Source organism: Pseudoalteromonas sp. T1lg23B, from assembly GCF_002964665.1.
Taxonomy (GTDB): domain Bacteria; phylum Pseudomonadota; class Gammaproteobacteria; order Enterobacterales; family Alteromonadaceae; genus Pseudoalteromonas.
In genome coordinates this window covers 18490-34872 of sequence record NZ_PQBZ01000007.1, presented here as the reverse complement: position 1 = coordinate 34872, position 16383 = coordinate 18490, and the positions used below count along the sequence as shown (strand labels likewise).

Genomic DNA, 16383 nt, shown 5'->3' with positions numbered 1-16383 from the left:
CCAGTAGCTATTCTTAGAGTATGATCCAAACAAGTTGTGCTACCCCTTTTTGAGGAACAAATGCGTCTTGAAATTCATTGTGCAGACCGAATTGGTATTGCCCAAGAAATACTCAATATCTTGGTTAGTTACCAGGTTGATTTGAAAGGTATAGAAGTAGATTCGGTTAATTGTCGAATGTACGTTAGTTTTCCGCCCATTGAGTTTGAACAGTTTCAAAAAATCATGCCTGAAATAAGGCTGATAGATGGCGTTGAGGACGTTAGAACAACGGCTTTCCTTCCATCCGAACGAGAGCATAACGAGTTATATACTCTGTTAAGTGCGCTCCCCGATGGCGTCATTTCGATTGATGCGAAGGGTTGGGTACGTCATTGTAACGATGCTGCGTGCAAGGATTTAAATCAACCTGAGTCGGAAATTATTGGTGCAAATATCAATAATTTATTGAAAGGTTTTAATTTTACACGCTGGTTAGAGGGCAAAGAAGTGCTTGGTCAAACCACACGTGTTGAAGTGAGTGGCGAAGATTACATCGCGGACATTTTACCAATTTCAGTTCCACAGGGTAATGATGCGGATGTATTGGCAGGTGCAGTAATCAACATCAAGTCACAGAGCCGTCTTGGTCAGCAGGTCAGTGCGTTTCGTCGTTATGGACAAGAAAGTTTCGCGACTATTCATAATCACAGTACAGCAATGCGCAGAGTCGTGCGTGAAGCGCGGAAAATGGCTCAGCTTGAAGCGCCTATTTTAATTACCGGTGAAACCGGAACGGGTAAAGAATTGCTCGCACGAGCATGCCATTATGCTTCCAACCGCTCACTTAAGCCTTTCATTGCATTATCATGTGCGTCATTACCGGATGATGTTGCTGAGTCTGAACTATTCGGATATGCAGGCTATGAAGACAATGCCGCGCCCAAACGAGGTGTGTTAGAACAAGCTGACGGCGGAACGGTATTTCTCGACGAAGTGGGCGAGATGTCAAAGCAGCTGCAAACTAAGCTATTAAGATTTTTACAAGATGGTACTTTTCGTAAAGTAGGTGATGAAAACGAGGTTAAAGTGAACGTTCGCATCATCGCTGCTACACAAAAAGACTTACCCGCAATGGTCCAAGAAGGCAGTTTTAGAGAAGACCTGTACTATCGTATTAACGTATTAACGCTAGAAATAGCGCCGCTGCGCGATAGAAAAGCAGACGTAGGTCCATTGGCTGAGCACTTCATTCAGAAATATGCACAGCAAAACGGCCATCCAGCCCCTAAATTGTCAGAAGATTGCTTAGAGTTTTTGGAGCAGTATCCGTGGCCTGGTAACGTGCGTCAGTTGGAAAACTCAATTTACCGAGCGGTATCATTGCTTGACGATCAAGAGCTACGTGTTGAGCATATGCAGTTGCCGACATTTACTCATGACTTAGGCTATTTAGAATCCGATTTTGAAGGCTCGTTGGAACAGGCTGTAAAGCGTTTTGAAGCGACCTTGTTGCGTAAACTCTACCCCGCGTATCCCAGTTCTCGTCAATTGGCGAAGCGTCTAGGATTAAGCCACACCGCGGTGGCTAATAAGCTACGTGAATACGGTATCAATAGAAAAACGGTGAAGGTATAAAATTACCTTTGCCGATCCCAAATGGGCATTATTTTCTAATGCCCATATCCTTAGTCACACCATCTAATTTAACGTTATCAATGCCTTCTGTTGTAAAAGAAATTTCAATGCTCACATTGCTTCTAGCAAGAAAATAATCCACGTTATTGAACGTCAATAGGTAGTTACCTTTTACGTTATCGTTAAAGTCTTGCTTGTGAAGCGACAGTTTATGTTTGCCAAGCTGCCAATCAAACCCTTCAATAAATCCTTTATTAAATTCTTGGATCCAGACTTTGCTTTCATCTTTGCTTAATGTGATTGCGATGGAATATGACTCTGGCAGTTCAGCCATTTCGTAGCTTTTTTCGCCAATACGAAATCGTTTAGTTTTATTTTGCCAAGCAAAACCAAAGGAAAAAGGTTTCTCTGCACCGGTTGGGTAACGAAGTGTACCCTCACCAGGGTAATCGAAATCGGCAAAGCTTAGGCTGGAAAAAAGCAGGCTAAAGGCCCCAGAAATGTATAAATGTAATAGTTTTCTTTCATCTCGAACAATTTTATAGACTTTTTTTGAAGACTAGTTGAGCAACACTAAGATGGCAAGTACTTCTTGTTCAGCGATTGTTCTATGTTAGACTCGACTCAAATAACAACTGGTTGGACCATGATATATGAACTTATATTTTCGATTGTTGTTGCTGTTTTGGAAAATTAAAACCAATAAAGAGTATCAGCAACTTCTGGATACGGTTGAATGTCGTTTTCGCGTATTACCTAGCGACTGTGATATTAACTTGCATTTGACCAACTCGCGCTATTTAGCCTTTATGGACTTGGCAAGAACTTGGATGACAGAGCGAATTGGACTGTTCTCTGCGGTGATGAAAAAGCGCTGGTTTCCCATAGTCAACGCAACGGCGATTACATACATAAGAGACATCAAACCGTTTGAGTCATTTAGTGTCTCTACTCGTTTAGTCGGTTGGGATCATAAGTATTTTTATATTGAACAAAAGTTCCATTCAGCACGAGGCCTACATGCCATCGCATACGTGCGGGGCGTGTTTCGTAGTAAGAAGGGGATTGTTAGCGTACAAGAAATGTTAGATGTAGCTGGCTTTGATGGTCAAACCCCTATTTTGCCAACAGAAATAATGCATTGGAAAGCGATGCTTGAAGAAAAGAAAATAAATAATAAATGATAAAAGGCCACTGAGCGTGGCCTTTAGGGCTGAGTAAAGTAACTGTATAAAGGTCTATTAAAATTTGTATTTTACGCCAAACATTGCGACCACAGGATCAAGCTCTACATCCGAGGTAAGAGTCTTAACACCATTGGCATAAACGGTCGCGTCAGTGTTGATATCGATTTTGGAAATCATACCGTGAAGCCCCCATTTGTCGTTTAGCGCGTAGTTGAAACCAACTTGCAGCGCAATGCCAAACGAGCTGTCTAAGTCAACTTTCACATCGTCTGTTCCCAATGTGGTGCGCAGTGCTCCCGTTGCTTCTTCGTCAAAAAATACAGTGTAGTTTAGGCCTGCACCAATAAATGGACGAAACTTAGCATCAGCTGCGAAGAAGTGATACTGCGCCAATAGTGTCGGTGGTAAGTGCTTTACCTTTGCGATTTCAGCGCCTTGGAGACCGCCAGCACCTTCAACGGTATGGGAAAATGGTGTCGCTGCGACGAGTTCAAAAACGATGTTGTCAGAATATTGATAGTCGAACGTTAATCCTAGCTGTGTATCTGAGTCGGCCACAAGTCCTAGCGCTTCATTTTGGTCAATATGAGACGCAGTATTGCTTGGGTTGACGTTAATAGCACCAACGTTAATGCTAAATTGTGCTTGAGCAAATGGGGCTGCAACAAGTAATGCTGAAAGTAATGCAGTGCTAAGTGTTTTCATTGTCATCTCCTGAACCTATACGAGGTATCTTGTTTTGATGGGTCAATAGTAAGGCTCGGACGAATAAAAAAACTGTTCTAGATCAATATTTGCGATTGGATGTTTCAGAAATTTTTGAAACTTTGATTTAGATTAAGGTTTTGCAGCTAAAACACAAAGGACTAGCGCATTTTACAACGACATTGTCATTGTGATGACCTAAAAATGCCATCAAATTGCAATACCAGCTGGCTGTAATAGTACAAACGTGTTTGAGTATATAGGCTTAACAACATGGCACAGCAACTTGCTGAGATAACCACAGCTAATCTAACCACCATACAGAAACTCCAAAAACTAATTCAGGCTCCGTCAGTTACCCCAGATGATGCGGGCACCATAAAGTGGTTGAGTGATCAATTATGTGACCTTGGTTTCGAAATTTTGCTGATAGAAGAAGTCCAAGGGGTTAAAAACTTAATTGCAAAGCGTCATTTCTCGCCGGGCCCCAGTTTGGCCTTTGCCGGTCATGTCGATGTTGTGCCTGCAAATAATAAAGGTTGGCAAGTAGCGCCATTTAGTGGCGATATTGTTGATGGTTGTATCGTTGGCCGTGGTGCTGCCGATATGAAAGGGGGCATTGCCGCGATGCTCAGCGCGACTGAGTACTTATGCAAGCAGCCACAGGCTCGGGGAACATTTTATTGGCTGATCACTTCTGATGAGGAAGGTGAAGCGGAATATGGTTCAAAACGCATCGCCCAGTTTTTGCATGAGCAGCGCATTGTGCTGGATGCTTGTCTGGTTGGAGAGCCAACATCAGACAAAGTTGTGGGTGATACGATAAAGAACGGACGCAGAGGCGCATTGTCTGGCAGAGTGCAAATTAATGGTAGAGCGGGGCATGTTGCCTATCCAGAAAATACCATTAATGCGGCCCACATTGCGGGTGAGATTGTAAGCGCGTTAACCCAGCTAGTATGGTGGAAAGATGAGCCCGGTTCTAAGACGCATTTACAGGTGACAGGGATCACAGTACCAAATATTGTCGATAACTTAGTGCCTGGTGAGTGTGAAATCACCTTTAATATTCGCTATAGCCATGGCTATAAAAGTGACATGGTACAAGCTTTGGTTGAGTCGTTGCTAGAAGATTGGCAAAGCCAATTACAATTTGTCTGGGAGCGCCCATGTGAGCCATATTATACGGGCGTAAAAGAGCATAATTGCTTTTTATCTTTGACCGAAAGAGCTATTCATCAGGTCACTGGTCACTATCCTACTTTAAGTACGTCAGGTGGTACGTCCGATGGCCGTTTTTTTGCGTCCCCACAGACGCAGGTCATTGAATGTGGTGTGCGTAACTACTCCATTCATCAGGTCAATGAACATGTTTCTATCTCAGACTTAGCGATAGTTGAAGATATATATATATCTGTTTTAAATAACTTTTTTATTGAAAATGAAAGTTTTTTGGAAAACTTATAAGTTTTTTACTTGAAAACAAGTTTGTCGACCATAAATCAGTTAGTGAAGACGCCGTAATGGGTTTTCATGAATATAACAAATTGAATTTAATAAAATAATAGTTTTTTTTCTGGTTCCTTAGGAAGAGTAAAAAACTTATATCGCTTAATTATGAGGATATTATTATGCGCACAGTAGACCTATCTCCACTTTATCGTTCATTCATTGGTTTTGATCATTTAGCATCGTTAATGGATGCCGCGGCTCGCACAGATAAACAAGCCACATTTCCCCCATATAACATTGAGTTGTTAGATCAAGACAAGTACCAAATTACCATGGCTGTGGCGGGCTTTAGTGAGCAAGAGCTTAATATAGAGTCAGAAAATAACACCTTGAAAGTATCGGGGACTAAAGCACAGAAAAGTGCCCAGCCAGAGAGAAAGTTTATTCACCAAGGCATTGCCGAGCGTAGTTTTGAGCGTAAGTTTCAGTTGGGTGACCATGTTAAGGTCATCAATGCTGAGCTAGAACACGGCCTGTTGGTGATTAATCTAGAACGAGAAATTCCAGAAGCGCTCAAACCACGTAAAATCGAGATCGGCTCTGGAAGACTGCTAGATAATAAATAAATATAGCGTCGCAAACAGATTTCCCTGACTGTTGTTGACCTTAAGTAATGACAAAAACGTCGCTCAAATGAGCGGCGTTTTTGTTTTAAGGGGTTTGTTTCAAGCCAAGGTTAGACTGGCGATTACTGCGTATGATCCTCTAGCTCCAACCTTAATTCCTCACTCATGGCTTTAATGCCTGCGATTTTCTGTTGCGCAAAGGTAAGTTCTTCTTTGCTGATACCTTCTGCTCGTCCACGTGCTAACAGAGCCTCTAGACGTTTAACTTTGTCGGCGGCAGCATCAATATATTGTTGTTTCAGTTTTCGTTCTTGTGCTTCACCAAACGCTTGATACTGCTCATAATCATTTAAGTCGCCTTGATAGGCTGGTGTGTGTGTCGGTTCGGCGATTGGCGGAACATATACATCTATGGCGTCTATATTGTTTGCGTCAGTGTCATTGCTTTGAGCCTTTGCGGCAGCAGGTGTGTGCTCCACTTGCTTATCAGCTAAATGCAAGGCTTCGCTCGCAGGTTCAACGATAATCGTGCGATTAGTTGCGTTCACATTTTGTGGGAGTGTTACTGGCGGCTGTGGGTCATGATTAAGCCAGATAATCAGTGTGCAGAGTATTACACCACTCAACATAAGCCCAATGTAATATCGTTTCATAGCGTCGCCTTGTGTTGTCTAAACCACTGTTTTTTTAATTTTTCATACTCGGCTGTTGCCAATGAATCAGTGAGCGCTATTTTGGCTTGATACTTAACGGTCTCACTATCTGCTTGGTAATAGCTGTACTGGCGTTTCAATGTGGTGGCGACAAGCCACTCACCTTGAGGCGTTCTCACGGGCTTCGATAACTTGTTTGGTAGCAAGCTAAACGCGAGTTGTTCGGCCCATGAATTTTGCTGTTTGCGCTTTACTAGACCGTCTGTTTGAGCGAATAGGTCTCGTTGTTTGAATTGACTCAGTGCCTGCTCAAAAGAGTGCTGTTTGGCATAGTGGTAAAATTGTGAAGCCTGCTCTTTCTCTTTAAAAAGTACCGCCTGAGAGTGTACTTGAGCGATGTACCTAAAGTCATTCTTGTTGGCTTTAAAGTAATCGTTAATTTGCTGTTGTGTGATCTTGGCTTGTAGTTGCTCTACATAGGCACTGTGTTCCCCATGCATACTGTGTAGTACGCCAAAGTAGGTGAGCATCACAGGTCGCAATAGTTCTGCTTTGGCGATTTCTAACAGTCGTTGCTTTGATAGCCCCATCGTCTGTAGCTTATCGGCCAGTAACTGCATGGTTAGGTTGAAACGACGGTGTTCAGCTATAAGCGATTTAAACAGATTAATTTCGCCTTGGTGTAGCTTATAGCGGTTTTGCATGGACTGCTCATTCATGAGCGTTGCAAGCGTCAGTGGAGCATTAGCTAAATGCGTTAAATCCACGCGTTCAAGTTGTGCTAACTGTTGCTGTGAGTAAATGTTATTGCTTGGATAGTTGGGTAAATTATCCAACAGCCACAAAGAGGTGTATGGCGCAAAAGCGTTGTCATCAAGTGCTGGGACATTGGGCAGGTCAAACTGACTTTTTAATAATACCAGTGTAAAACGTCGGGCATGATAGTCGCTGCTAAATCCAACCGCAGACTGCTTGTGTAAAATGGCAGGTTGGTGCCGTTTTGCTTGTGCCAGTAAAAAGGCATTTTCTAACAAGCGTTCTTTTGCTTGGCGCAAAGAGAGGCTGGGCGCTTTTTCTTGTAAGACGTTATGTACCAATTTTATTTCAGATTGGCTAAAGTTGAGCTGTGCGAACAGTGGCAAGCTAAATAAGCTTGCCACTAGTAAAACCAACATACGCATTAACGTGCCACCATTGCGTGGTTAAGTAAATGCACAACCATGGCAATGGCATGAGGGATCACAAGTTTTGCCGTATTTAGCCGATCATAGTGATCTTTTGAGTTGAGCACGATACCGCCTTGTGCGTAAGAAAAAGCACCACCTTGCGTGAGCAGTGGGCGTATATCTTGACTGTTTGCGCCAAGTGGGGCAAAGCTATCAAGCGCCTCTCGTACTAACTGCATATTATTGAGGTTCTCTTGATCATAATAGTCTTTTACCCAAGATTCCCAACTTGAGTGATTAAGATCCGAAGTTGTCCATGTATGATGGGGTTGCAGTAAGTCAGTGGTATGGAATACAAATCCAAGTAATTGAGGATTACCACTTTGCAGATACTTTTGATACCAATATTGGCCTAGGTTATCGATTGGCTGAAATGGCATCTCTTCAAAGTCATCGTACATATTATAGTTTGACTGACTGTCGATGCGATAATTGGCTTCAGTAATACCATAGCTGTTGTAGCGCGTGTCATCTGCACGGAACCAACCCGTTTCACCGCCTTGGCCATCGTCCAAATAATCACCTTTTAACCAAGTGGCGGCCATTGAGTCAACGCTGCCCCAAACAGTTAACTTTTGATAGTTATAACCGCCAAAGTCGTTACCATGCGCGTCTGCACCTTGTGTGTGATTTTGAAAGTGCCAGTAGCTGGTATATTTTACGATGCTCTCAGCGGCCCCCCACAATGGCGCTTGTACGCAGTCACCTGTGATTGCTCCGCAGAAGAATGTGTCTTCAAAGTCATCAACATCATACGCAGCTTGTCCGAGTAGTTGAGCTAGAGCCGAAACGCTCATATTGTTGGCGGCTGCATAGCTTGCTAATTTTTGATATTGAGTGGTTGACGGGTTTTGCGCCATGTAGTTCACAGCATCGATTACGATGCGCTTGTGGGTTTCTTGACTAAAGGCGTGAGCGTTCAGCGTTGCCATCCCCAGCGCTGCGCAGAGTATTATTTTTTTCATAATTATCCTTAGGTAAAGTAATAACTCTAGTTCGAGGTGCGATATTTGACAGGCTAAATGTTACTTTTTGATTTCATTTTGGTTAATTTTAGACTTTTAATTAAGTTAAAACTGTGATTGTTGATATCAGTTAGGTCGGGTATCATTAGGCGGCAATTTCGGCACAAACTACATAAATAAGAAAGCATGCCCAAATATGATAAATAAGATAAAAATATTGCTCCTTCTGTTGCTTAGCATGCCTATGGTGAGTAAAGCACAGCAAGAGTATGAACAAAATGGTGAACTCTATTGGCAACTCAGCTTAGGCGCTTTTTGGGTTGACCTCACGCTGCCAAAACTCAAAGGCGCTAAATCGACATTTGGTGGTGTCAGTATTCTTGCAGATGCGAGGGTTGAGTATAAAAACTTTTATCTTCGCGTTGACTCCGGTGACTTTTTTGGTGGAGCAGATATAGGTTATCAATTGTGGACTAATGGCCAAGAGGGAATAGACATTATCTACGGCAATTACCATTTGAGCTTTTCACAAAGCGGCTATATTGACGATGACCCAACCGTCCCCGCCCTTCGTGGCATAAAAGAACGCCATCAAGATCAATCCTTTGGTCTTGCCTATTATCGTTCTGTTGGAGAATATAGTGCGGTGGTTGAGCTGGTATATGACGCATTTGGCGGGAGCAATGGTTGGGTACTTCATGGTGAAGCTACGCGTAATTTTGAGTTACGCAACTGGGATGTATGGTTTAACTTTGGGGTAAATTACTATTCCGGTAACTTTATCGATTACTTCTACGGGGTTGATATTGATGAGCAATCAATTCACTTACCCGCTTATCAGGTGAATGGAGCTTCATCCGTGTTTACACAAGTTCAGGCAAATTATCCAATTGCTGTTGATTGGGTCTTTAGTGCTGGGGCGTCAATACTGGTTGGCTCTTCTAACGTGACAAAAAGCCCGCTGGTTGAGTCTCGTCATGCAAGTGCCGTTTTCGCTGGAGTGAAATATGTATTTTAAGCTCATTTCAGCTAAGTATTTGCTAGGAGCAATTTTAGGAGTTATTGCGTTTGACGGCTATGGTGCGACACAGGCACCGAGTGAGATTTTACATGCTACTCCGAATAAGTGCGTTGCACTTAACCAAGGAAGAACCTGCTATGCCGATGTGAAGTTTAAAGTGAATACACCCACGATAGGGGATTATTGTATTCGCGAAGGTTACTCAAAGAAGATTTTACAGTGTTGGGCAAACACGAAGTCATTTACCTACACTCTGAGTTTTGGTTCCGCGCAAAGCTTAAGTTATGAACTTATTTCTCAAGCTCAACGAGATGTTTTAGCGGTAACCACAATTGAGGTCAATTGGGTGCACAAAGTGCAGACCAAAAAGCGTCGTTGGCGCCTGTTTTAACAAAAAAAGCCCGCTGGGGCTTTTTTAATTACATTGTTCAACCAAGCTTCTTAAGTGCTGGCCTATGTTTTGGCTTTGAGTTTGTCCATCTTCTAAGAGTTGGTGCGCTTGTTTTTGCAAATCACTCAGTTCATAGCTGTTCAATAATGTACGCAGGTAATTGAGCGTGTCAGCACCTTGGCGCAATAAATCTGGAATGCGCTCAAGACTTATCTCTTGATCGGTTAATCCCTCAATGGTATTGATAAGATCGGCAAGGTTGGCACTGTCTTGCAATGCCCCTTCAACAGCGATGAGCTCCCCCATCGGATCCATTTCTAGCTGTTTGGTGACACACGCTGCAACCGAGCCCTTTTCTACAGTTGCAGAAAAGGCATCTAAACCTTGCTGACGAATGCCCTCAACGGCCTGTTTTAATTCTTGGTGTTGCGCTAAATACTGTTGTTCGACAGTGACTTTTGAATCGTTAAAAAAGTCACAACCGCTCAGTGTGAAACACAAAATTACTGGGAAAAGAAATGGTTTATGCATACGTACACCTAATCAATTAATTTGATTTAGTGTACGTATGAGATGCGCTAATGTCATTAATTGGTAGATGCTTGTTGTTGTTTTTGCAGCTTAAACTCATGCAAACAAACCACATTGCTTGAGCCAAATAGAGCATTTTTTATAATATTGGCAAAAATGTGTAGCGCTTTTCGCCATGCATTTCTCAGGGCCAGTGTGAATTGTGCGCCTAAGTGGAGTTGTAAGGTTGATATCATGACATTGCATAGCACAGTTATGTCCCTTTCTGAGGGGTTTAGCAGCATAAACCTTGGGGCATGTAACTGTATAAAGCTTGCTAGCTGCTCCTGTTGGGGCAGTAAATACAATGCTTCTTGAATAAATTTACTGGCTCTTTGTTCTATGCTGATAAGTTGCTCGTTGTTGTTTGGTAACACAAGTTGAACTTCATAACGATTCAACTGAGTACGCAAGCTCACACAAAAGCAGTGAAAGTTGGGCTGAATTGTCGCAAAGGATTGCGTTAACAGCTGGTATTGATAGGGAGAAATACTCATAATCGCCTCGTCGTCGATTAAGAGCGCATCCGTTTGCTCGAACTAAAATAACACAAGCAAAATGTTTACTTGCTAAAGATCACAGCCAGAGTAGGTCGTCTGTCTAGTTGTACTAAGTATAGTGTGTATATGCTAGGATGCGAGATGTTTGAAAAATTTGTACGAAAAATCTCTATATTGTGGGATAAGTCGTACGATGACTAAAGCGGTGATGAGGCTAAAAGTCGGTTCCATCATGAATGCAATTGTTATTTGTTGTAATCACACCTGAAGTTTGTGCTGTTATATTGGTTATGATGAACATAATCGCGATAAGTGCTGATTTATTTGTGTCTAAGGTTGCTTATTAATGGAACTGTCCTTATAATACAGCGCATATTTCGCAGTGCTTGCACTGCTATTGGCGCGGGATGGAGCAGCCTGGTAGCTCGTCGGGCTCATAACCCGAAGGTCGTCGGTTCAAATCCGGCTCCCGCAACCAAATCTGGAATACAAGCTATTCCTGTATGGTGTCGCGCATTCTTTGTAATGCGCGTTTTGCGTTTAAGCGTCTGCTTAATTTGGCTGCCGTCAAACGCAACCAAGCAAGGCCTTTGGCCACACAGTTTTGCTTTAGGTGTGACGCCCCGCTTGGTTCGGGGCGTTGTTGTATCTGCGGCTTTGGTTGCTAACCCAAGCTTTGATCTGAAGCAGCTAAGTTATTGGGGCTAAGGCCCTTTTTTTGTTTGTATGGAGGAATTTTGTGACAAAACTCGAGCAAGAATTGACAGCAATGTTAGAACCTGCAGTTGAAGCACTGGGGTTTGAATTATTGGGTCTTGAGTTTGTGCAAGCTGGTCGTCATTCTACGTTGCGTGTATACATTGAACACGAAAATGGCATTACTGTAGATAATTGTGCGGATGTAAGTCGACAAGTTAGTGCGATTTTAGATGTTGAAGACCCCATTACAAATGAATATGACTTGGAGGTGTCTTCTCCGGGTATAGATAGACCGTTATTCAAACAGGCGCATTACGAGAAAGCTCAGGGTGAAGAAGTACGTGTCCGTACTAAACTTCCTCAGGATGGTCGTCGTAACTTCAAAGGCGACTTAGTTGCTGTAAGTGGTGACATGATCACGATAAGCGTTGATGGTGCAGAGCATCTAATCATGCTTAGCAACATCGAACGTGCGAACATTATCGCAAAGTTATAAGTATTAAGTGCGAAGGACAAGGGCAAGCGAGGCATTACCTATGGCAAAAGAAATATTATTGGTGGCAGAAGCCGTTTCCAATGAAAAGGCAGTCCCAAGAGAAAAGATTTTTGAAGCATTAGAGTTCGCACTAGCGACTGCAACAAAGAAAAAACATACTGGCGACATTGAAGTTCGTGTAGCTATTGACCGTAAGACTGGTGAATATGACACTTTCCGTCGTTGGATGGTTGTTGACCCACGCGAAGATGGTTCACTTGAAAACCCCTACGCGGAAATTACCCTCGAAGCGGCCCAAGTAGAAGAGCCAGACATTAAATTGGGTGATTACGTAGAAGAACAAATTGAGTCAATCAAATTTGACCGAATCACGACGCAAATGGCTAAGCAAGTTATCGTACAAAAGGTACGTGAAGCTGAACGTGCACTGGTTGTTGAAGCATACAAAGATCAGCAAGGTGAGCTAGTAACGGGCGTTGTTAAAAAGGCAACTCGCGATGCTATCGTGATTGATTTAGGTAACAATGCAGAAGCAGTGATTTATCGTGAAGACATGTTACCACGCGAAAGTTTCCGTCCAGGCGACCGTGTACGTGGTTTGTTGTACGACGTGAAACCTGAAGCACGTGGCGCACAATTATTTGTTACGCGCTCGAAGCCTGAAATGCTGATGGAGTTATTCCGTATCGAAGTACCAGAGATTGGTGAAGAGATGATCGAACTTCGTGGCGCAGCCCGTGACCCAGGTTCACGTGCAAAAATCGCAGTGAAGTCGAATGATAAACGCATAGACCCTGTTGGTGCGTGTGTTGGTATGCGTGGTGCGCGTGTTCAAGCAGTATCTTCAGAGCTCGGTGGTGAGCGTGTTGATATTGTACTTTACGATGATAACCCTGCTCAATTCGTTATCAATGCGATGGCACCTGCAGAAGTAGCATCAATCGTCATGGATGAAGATTCTCGTTCTATGGATATCGCGGTAGAAGCAGACAATCTAGCACAAGCAATCGGTCGTAATGGTCAGAACATTCGCTTAGCAAGCCAGCTTACGGGTTGGGAACTAAATGTGATGACAGTAGAAGATATGGCAGCAAAAAATGCCGAAGAGTCAGACAAGTTAGTGAACTTGTTCACTGAACACTTAGATATTGATGATGACTTTGCAGCGTTGCTAATCAACGAAGGTTTCTCAACACTAGAAGAAGTGGCTTACGTACCAGTTTCTGAGTTCCTTGAAATTGATGGTTTAGACGAAGACACTGTTGAAGAACTGCGCAACCGTGCGAAAGACGCTTTAACAACTAAAGCACTTAAGACTGAAGAAAGTTTAGAAGGTGCAGAGCCTGCTGAAGACCTATTGGCTTTAGAGGGCCTAGAGCGTCACTTAGCATTTGTTATGGCCAGCAAGGGTGTGGTTACACTTGAAGATTTGGCAGAGCAAGGCATCGACGAACTTGTAGAAATAACCGATTTATCAGAGCAAGAAGCTGGGCAGTTGATCATGGCTGCACGTAACATTTGTTGGTTTGGTGAAGACGCATAAATTTATTAACGGAGGTAACACACACTATGGCAGAAGTGAGCATTGAGAAACTAGCCGAGACTATTGATACAACTGTTGATAAATTACTGCAGCAGTTGAATGATGCAGGGATCACCAAAGGTAAAGACGACAGCGTGACTGAGTCTGAAAAAGCGCAATTACTTGACCACCTTAGCCGTCAACATGGCGGTAAAGGTGCCGAAGGTCCTGAGCGCATGACATTACAACGTAAAAGCAAAAGCACTTTAAGTGTTAAAGGCTCAACGGGTAAAGAAAAGTCTGTGTCTGTTGAAGTGCGCAAAAAACGCACGTATGTTAAAAAGAGCGCGATTGATCAGCAAAAAGAGCAAGAGCGTTTAGCGGCGGAAGAAGCTGCGCGTCAAGAAGCTGAGCTTAAAGCACAGCAAGAGGCTGAACTGAGAGCCAAAGAAGAAGCTGAGCGTAAGGCCAAAGAGGAAGCTGAACGTAAAGCCAAAGAGGAAGCTAAACGTAAGGCTGACGCCGAACGTAAAGCTAACGAACCGCAAGACAAAAAAGTGGATAGTGCGCAAGCTGAAAAAGATCGCCTTGAAGCTGAGCGTCTGCAAAAAGAAGCAGAAGAGGCAGCATTGAGAAAAGCTGAAGAAGAAGCGAAGCGCCAAGCTGAAGAGGCGCGTAGACTAGCTGAAGAAAATGAAGCTCGTTGGAAGAAAGAAGAAGAGGAACGCCGTCTTCGTGAAGAAACGGCAGACCACCATTTAACGACCTCAACTTACGCTCGTGAAGCGGAAGATGAGTCTGACGCACGTGAAGAGAAAAGTGCGCGTCGTAAGAAGAAGAAAAAGGCACCTGCTAAAGTTGAAGCGCCAGTAAAAGGTCGCAAAGGCAAGCTCAAAGCGCCAACCTCTCTACAACATGGTTTCCAAAAGCCAGTTACTGATGTAAAACAAGAAGTACGTATCAGCGAAACCATCACGGTAGCAGAGCTCGCTTCACGCATGGCTGTTAAAGGCGCGGAAGTTGTTAAGACGATGATGAAAATGGGCGATATGGTTACGATTAACCAAGTTATCGACCAAGAAACTGCCCAGCTAGTTGCAGAAGAAATGGGTCACAAAGTTATTCTAGTTAAAGAAAATGAATTAGAAGAGCAAGTACTAAGTGACCGTGCAGAAGTTGACTCAACAGAGCCTCGTGCGCCGGTTGTAACTGTAATGGGTCACGTTGACCATGGTAAAACGTCAACACTAGATTATATTCGTAGCGCTAAGGTAGCTTCTGGCGAGGCCGGTGGTATTACGCAGCACATTGGTGCATATCACGTTGAAACAGAAGGCGGTATGATCACCTTCTTGGATACACCGGGACACGCTGCGTTTACCTCAATGCGTGCACGTGGTGCAAAAGCGACTGATATCGTAATCTTGGTTGTTGCAGCTGATGATGGTGTGATGCCACAGACTAAAGAAGCTGTTCAGCACGCTAAAGCAGCGGGTGTACCTCTTATCGTTGCTGTGAACAAGATGGATAAAGAAGGCGCAGATCCAGACCGTGTTAAAAACGAATTAGCTCAACTGGATGTTATTCCAGAAGAGTGGGGCGGCGACACGCAATTCGTACATATCTCAGCGAAAGCTGGTACCGGTGTTGATGAGCTTCTTGAAGCGGTATTAATGCAAGCTGAAATTCTAGAACTGACTGCGCCAACCAAAGGTATGGCGGCAGGTGTTGTAATCGAATCTCGTCTTGATAAAGGTCGTGGTCCAGTTGCAACGGTACTGGTTCAGTCAGGTCAATTAAGTCAGGGTGACATTGTACTATGTGGCCTTGAATATGGCCGCGTTCGTGCAATGCGTGATGAAAATGGTCAAGAGATTAAAACTGCGGGTCCTTCAATCCCAGTTGAAATTCTAGGTCTTTCTGGCGTACCTGCTGCGGGTGATGAAGCAACCGTAGTTAAGGATGAGCGTAAAGCGCGTGAAGTGGCCCTGTACCGTCAAGGTAAATTCCGTGATGTTAAACTAGCGCGTCAACAAAAAGCGAAACTTGAAAACATGTTTAGTAACATGACCGAAGGTAACGTATCTGAAGTTAACGTGGTACTAAAAGCGGATGTTCAAGGTTCAATCGAAGCGATTGCTGATTCACTTACTAAGCTTTCAACTGATGAAGTTAAAGTGAAGATCGTGGGTTCTGGTGTAGGTGGTATCACTGAAACTGATGCAACACTTGCGGCAGCTTCAAACGCGATTATTGTCGGCTTTAACGTACGTGCTGATGCTTCTGCACGTAAAGTGATTGAAGCTGAGAATCTAGACTTACGTTACTACAGTGTAATCTACAGCTTGATTGAAGAAGTTAAACAAGCCATGTCTGGTATGTTGGCACCTGAATTCAAGCAAGAGATCATTGGTCTTGCCGAAGTACGTGATGTGTTTAAATCACCTAAGATTGGTGCGATTGCAGGTTGTATGGTTACGGAAGGTGTGGTTAAGCGTAGCGCGCCAATTCGTGTACTTCGTGACAACGTGGTTATCTATGAAGGTGAGCTAGAATCTCTACGCCGCTTCAAAGATGACGTGCAAGAAGTACGTAACGGTATGGAATGTGGTATCGGTGTTAAGAACTATAACGATGTTAAAGTTGGCGACCAAATCGAAGTATTCGAGACGGTTGAAGTACAGCGTACATTGTAATTCAATGCCGATATAATGGTTGAAATGGGGGCAATAGCCCCCATTTTGTCTATTGTG

Annotated in this window: 17 protein-coding genes and 1 tRNA gene; 11 read left to right on the top strand and 7 right to left on the bottom strand. The window is 43.5% G+C overall.

Annotated elements, in window-relative coordinates:
• Positions 1–60 precede the first annotated feature (60 nt).
• Positions 61–1617 carry a transcriptional regulator TyrR gene (gene tyrR / locus C2M32_RS03040; RefSeq protein WP_070991696.1) on the top strand — a complete coding sequence of 519 codons (1557 nt, stop codon included), beginning with the start codon at positions 61–63 and terminating at the stop codon, positions 1615–1617.
• A 28-nt stretch (positions 1618–1645) separates the two neighbouring features.
• Here tyrR and C2M32_RS21085 read toward each other — a convergent pair whose 3' ends face one another.
• On the bottom strand, positions 1646–1951 hold the full coding sequence (locus tag C2M32_RS21085) for a hypothetical protein (RefSeq protein ID WP_325047860.1): 306 nt from the start codon (positions 1949–1951) through the stop codon (positions 1646–1648).
• 319 nt (positions 1952–2270) lie between these two features.
• On the opposite strand from C2M32_RS21085, the gene C2M32_RS03030 reads away from it, so the two are divergent.
• Positions 2271–2801: a thioesterase family protein gene (locus C2M32_RS03030; RefSeq protein WP_105167047.1), complete on the top strand. Its 531-nt coding sequence runs from the start codon at positions 2271–2273 to the stop codon at positions 2799–2801.
• 57 nt (positions 2802–2858) lie between these two features.
• Here C2M32_RS03030 and C2M32_RS03025 read toward each other — a convergent pair whose 3' ends face one another.
• Positions 2859–3509, bottom strand: coding sequence for an OmpW/AlkL family protein (locus tag C2M32_RS03025; protein WP_105167046.1), 651 nt, complete (start codon positions 3507–3509; stop codon positions 2859–2861).
• Positions 3510–3782: 273 nt separating this feature from the next.
• Here C2M32_RS03025 and dapE point away from each other — a divergent pair, with 273 nt between their 5' ends.
• Both dapE and C2M32_RS03015 read left to right on the top strand, forming a co-directional pair.
• Entirely contained in the window at positions 3783–4976 is a 1194-nt protein-coding gene (dapE, locus tag C2M32_RS03020) for a succinyl-diaminopimelate desuccinylase (RefSeq protein ID WP_105167045.1), read from the top strand.
• A 164-nt stretch (positions 4977–5140) separates the two neighbouring features.
• A complete protein-coding gene (locus C2M32_RS03015; protein ID WP_070991688.1) occupies positions 5141–5587 on the top strand; it encodes an Hsp20 family protein in 447 nt (148 codons plus the stop codon).
• A gap of 122 nt (positions 5588–5709) precedes the next feature.
• Here the strand turns inward: C2M32_RS03015 and C2M32_RS03010 are convergent, their stop codons facing one another.
• From C2M32_RS03010 to C2M32_RS03000, 3 genes are read right to left on the bottom strand one after another with little or no spacing between them, the layout of a single operon-like run.
• Positions 5710–6240: a hypothetical protein gene (locus tag C2M32_RS03010; RefSeq protein WP_105167044.1), complete on the bottom strand. Its 531-nt coding sequence runs from the start codon at positions 6238–6240 to the stop codon at positions 5710–5712.
• Entirely contained in the window at positions 6237–7415 is a 1179-nt protein-coding gene (locus C2M32_RS03005; RefSeq protein ID WP_234401205.1) for a peptidyl-prolyl cis-trans isomerase, read from the bottom strand. The genes C2M32_RS03010 and C2M32_RS03005 overlap by 4 nt, the downstream gene beginning before the upstream one ends.
• A gap of 5 nt (positions 7416–7420) precedes the next feature.
• The gene (locus tag C2M32_RS03000) at positions 7421–8431 is read right to left on the bottom strand and encodes a phospholipase (protein WP_105167042.1); all 1011 of its coding nucleotides are present in this window, start codon (positions 8429–8431) and stop codon (positions 7421–7423) included.
• 244 nt (positions 8432–8675) lie between these two features.
• On the opposite strand from C2M32_RS03000, the gene C2M32_RS02995 reads away from it, so the two are divergent.
• Complete coding sequence (locus C2M32_RS02995; RefSeq protein WP_234401204.1) at positions 8676–9449, top strand: MipA/OmpV family protein; 774 nt, start codon at positions 8676–8678, stop codon at positions 9447–9449.
• Entirely contained in the window at positions 9439–9843 is a 405-nt protein-coding gene (locus C2M32_RS02990; protein WP_105167041.1) for a DUF3019 domain-containing protein, read from the top strand. Before C2M32_RS02995 ends, C2M32_RS02990 begins: the two co-directional genes overlap by 11 nt.
• A 24-nt stretch (positions 9844–9867) precedes the next feature.
• Here C2M32_RS02990 and C2M32_RS02985 read toward each other — a convergent pair whose 3' ends face one another.
• Positions 9868–10374 carry a hypothetical protein gene (locus C2M32_RS02985; protein WP_105167040.1) on the bottom strand — a complete coding sequence of 169 codons (507 nt, stop codon included), beginning with the start codon at positions 10372–10374 and terminating at the stop codon, positions 9868–9870.
• Positions 10375–10430: 56 nt separating this feature from the next.
• Complete coding sequence (locus tag C2M32_RS02980) at positions 10431–10910, bottom strand: globin (RefSeq protein ID WP_105167039.1); 480 nt, start codon at positions 10908–10910, stop codon at positions 10431–10433.
• Positions 10911–11314: 404 nt separating this feature from the next.
• Between C2M32_RS02980 and C2M32_RS02975 the strand changes: the two genes are divergently transcribed.
• The 5 genes from C2M32_RS02975 (at position 11315) to infB (ending at position 16326) form a co-directional block, all read left to right on the top strand.
• Positions 11315–11391: transfer RNA gene (locus C2M32_RS02975), tRNA-Met, on the top strand.
• 47 nt (positions 11392–11438) lie between these two features.
• Entirely contained in the window at positions 11439–11621 is a 183-nt protein-coding gene (locus tag C2M32_RS20725) for a hypothetical protein (protein ID WP_105167038.1), read from the top strand.
• Positions 11622–11652: 31 nt separating this feature from the next.
• A complete protein-coding gene (gene rimP / locus C2M32_RS02965; protein ID WP_105167037.1) occupies positions 11653–12108 on the top strand; it encodes a ribosome maturation factor RimP in 456 nt (151 codons plus the stop codon).
• A gap of 40 nt (positions 12109–12148) precedes the next feature.
• Entirely contained in the window at positions 12149–13651 is a 1503-nt protein-coding gene (gene nusA, locus C2M32_RS02960) for a transcription termination factor NusA (RefSeq protein WP_105167036.1), read from the top strand.
• 26 nt (positions 13652–13677) lie between these two features.
• On the top strand, positions 13678–16326 hold the full coding sequence (infB, locus tag C2M32_RS02955; RefSeq protein ID WP_105167035.1) for a translation initiation factor IF-2: 2649 nt from the start codon (positions 13678–13680) through the stop codon (positions 16324–16326).
• Positions 16327–16383 lie beyond the last annotated feature (57 nt).

Bases quoted from the DNA above. Each gene is read 5' to 3' on its own strand.
- tyrR (WP_070991696.1), top strand. From the start codon at position 61: ATGCGTCTTGAAATTCATTGTGCAGACCGAATTGGTATTGCCCAAGAA.
- C2M32_RS21085 (WP_325047860.1), bottom strand. From the start codon at position 1,951: ATGGCTGAACTGCCAGAGTCATATTCCATCGCAATCACATTAAGCAAA.
- C2M32_RS03030 (WP_105167047.1), top strand. From the start codon at position 2,271: ATGAACTTATATTTTCGATTGTTGTTGCTGTTTTGGAAAATTAAAACC.
- C2M32_RS03025 (WP_105167046.1), bottom strand. From the start codon at position 3,509: ATGAAAACACTTAGCACTGCATTACTTTCAGCATTACTTGTTGCAGCC.
- dapE (WP_105167045.1), top strand. From the start codon at position 3,783: ATGGCACAGCAACTTGCTGAGATAACCACAGCTAATCTAACCACCATA.
- C2M32_RS03015 (WP_070991688.1), top strand. From the start codon at position 5,141: ATGCGCACAGTAGACCTATCTCCACTTTATCGTTCATTCATTGGTTTT.
- C2M32_RS03010 (WP_105167044.1), bottom strand. From the start codon at position 6,240: ATGAAACGATATTACATTGGGCTTATGTTGAGTGGTGTAATACTCTGC.
- C2M32_RS03005 (WP_234401205.1), bottom strand. From the start codon at position 7,415: ATGTTGGTTTTACTAGTGGCAAGCTTATTTAGCTTGCCACTGTTCGCA.
- C2M32_RS03000 (WP_105167042.1), bottom strand. From the start codon at position 8,431: ATGAAAAAAATAATACTCTGCGCAGCGCTGGGGATGGCAACGCTGAAC.
- C2M32_RS02995 (WP_234401204.1), top strand. From the start codon at position 8,676: ATGGTGAGTAAAGCACAGCAAGAGTATGAACAAAATGGTGAACTCTAT.
- C2M32_RS02990 (WP_105167041.1), top strand. From the start codon at position 9,439: ATGTATTTTAAGCTCATTTCAGCTAAGTATTTGCTAGGAGCAATTTTA.
- C2M32_RS02985 (WP_105167040.1), bottom strand. From the start codon at position 10,374: ATGCATAAACCATTTCTTTTCCCAGTAATTTTGTGTTTCACACTGAGC.
- C2M32_RS02980 (WP_105167039.1), bottom strand. From the start codon at position 10,910: ATGAGTATTTCTCCCTATCAATACCAGCTGTTAACGCAATCCTTTGCG.
- C2M32_RS20725 (WP_105167038.1), top strand. From the start codon at position 11,439: ATGCGCGTTTTGCGTTTAAGCGTCTGCTTAATTTGGCTGCCGTCAAAC.
- nusA (WP_105167036.1), top strand. From the start codon at position 12,149: ATGGCAAAAGAAATATTATTGGTGGCAGAAGCCGTTTCCAATGAAAAG.
- infB (WP_105167035.1), top strand. From the start codon at position 13,678: ATGGCAGAAGTGAGCATTGAGAAACTAGCCGAGACTATTGATACAACT.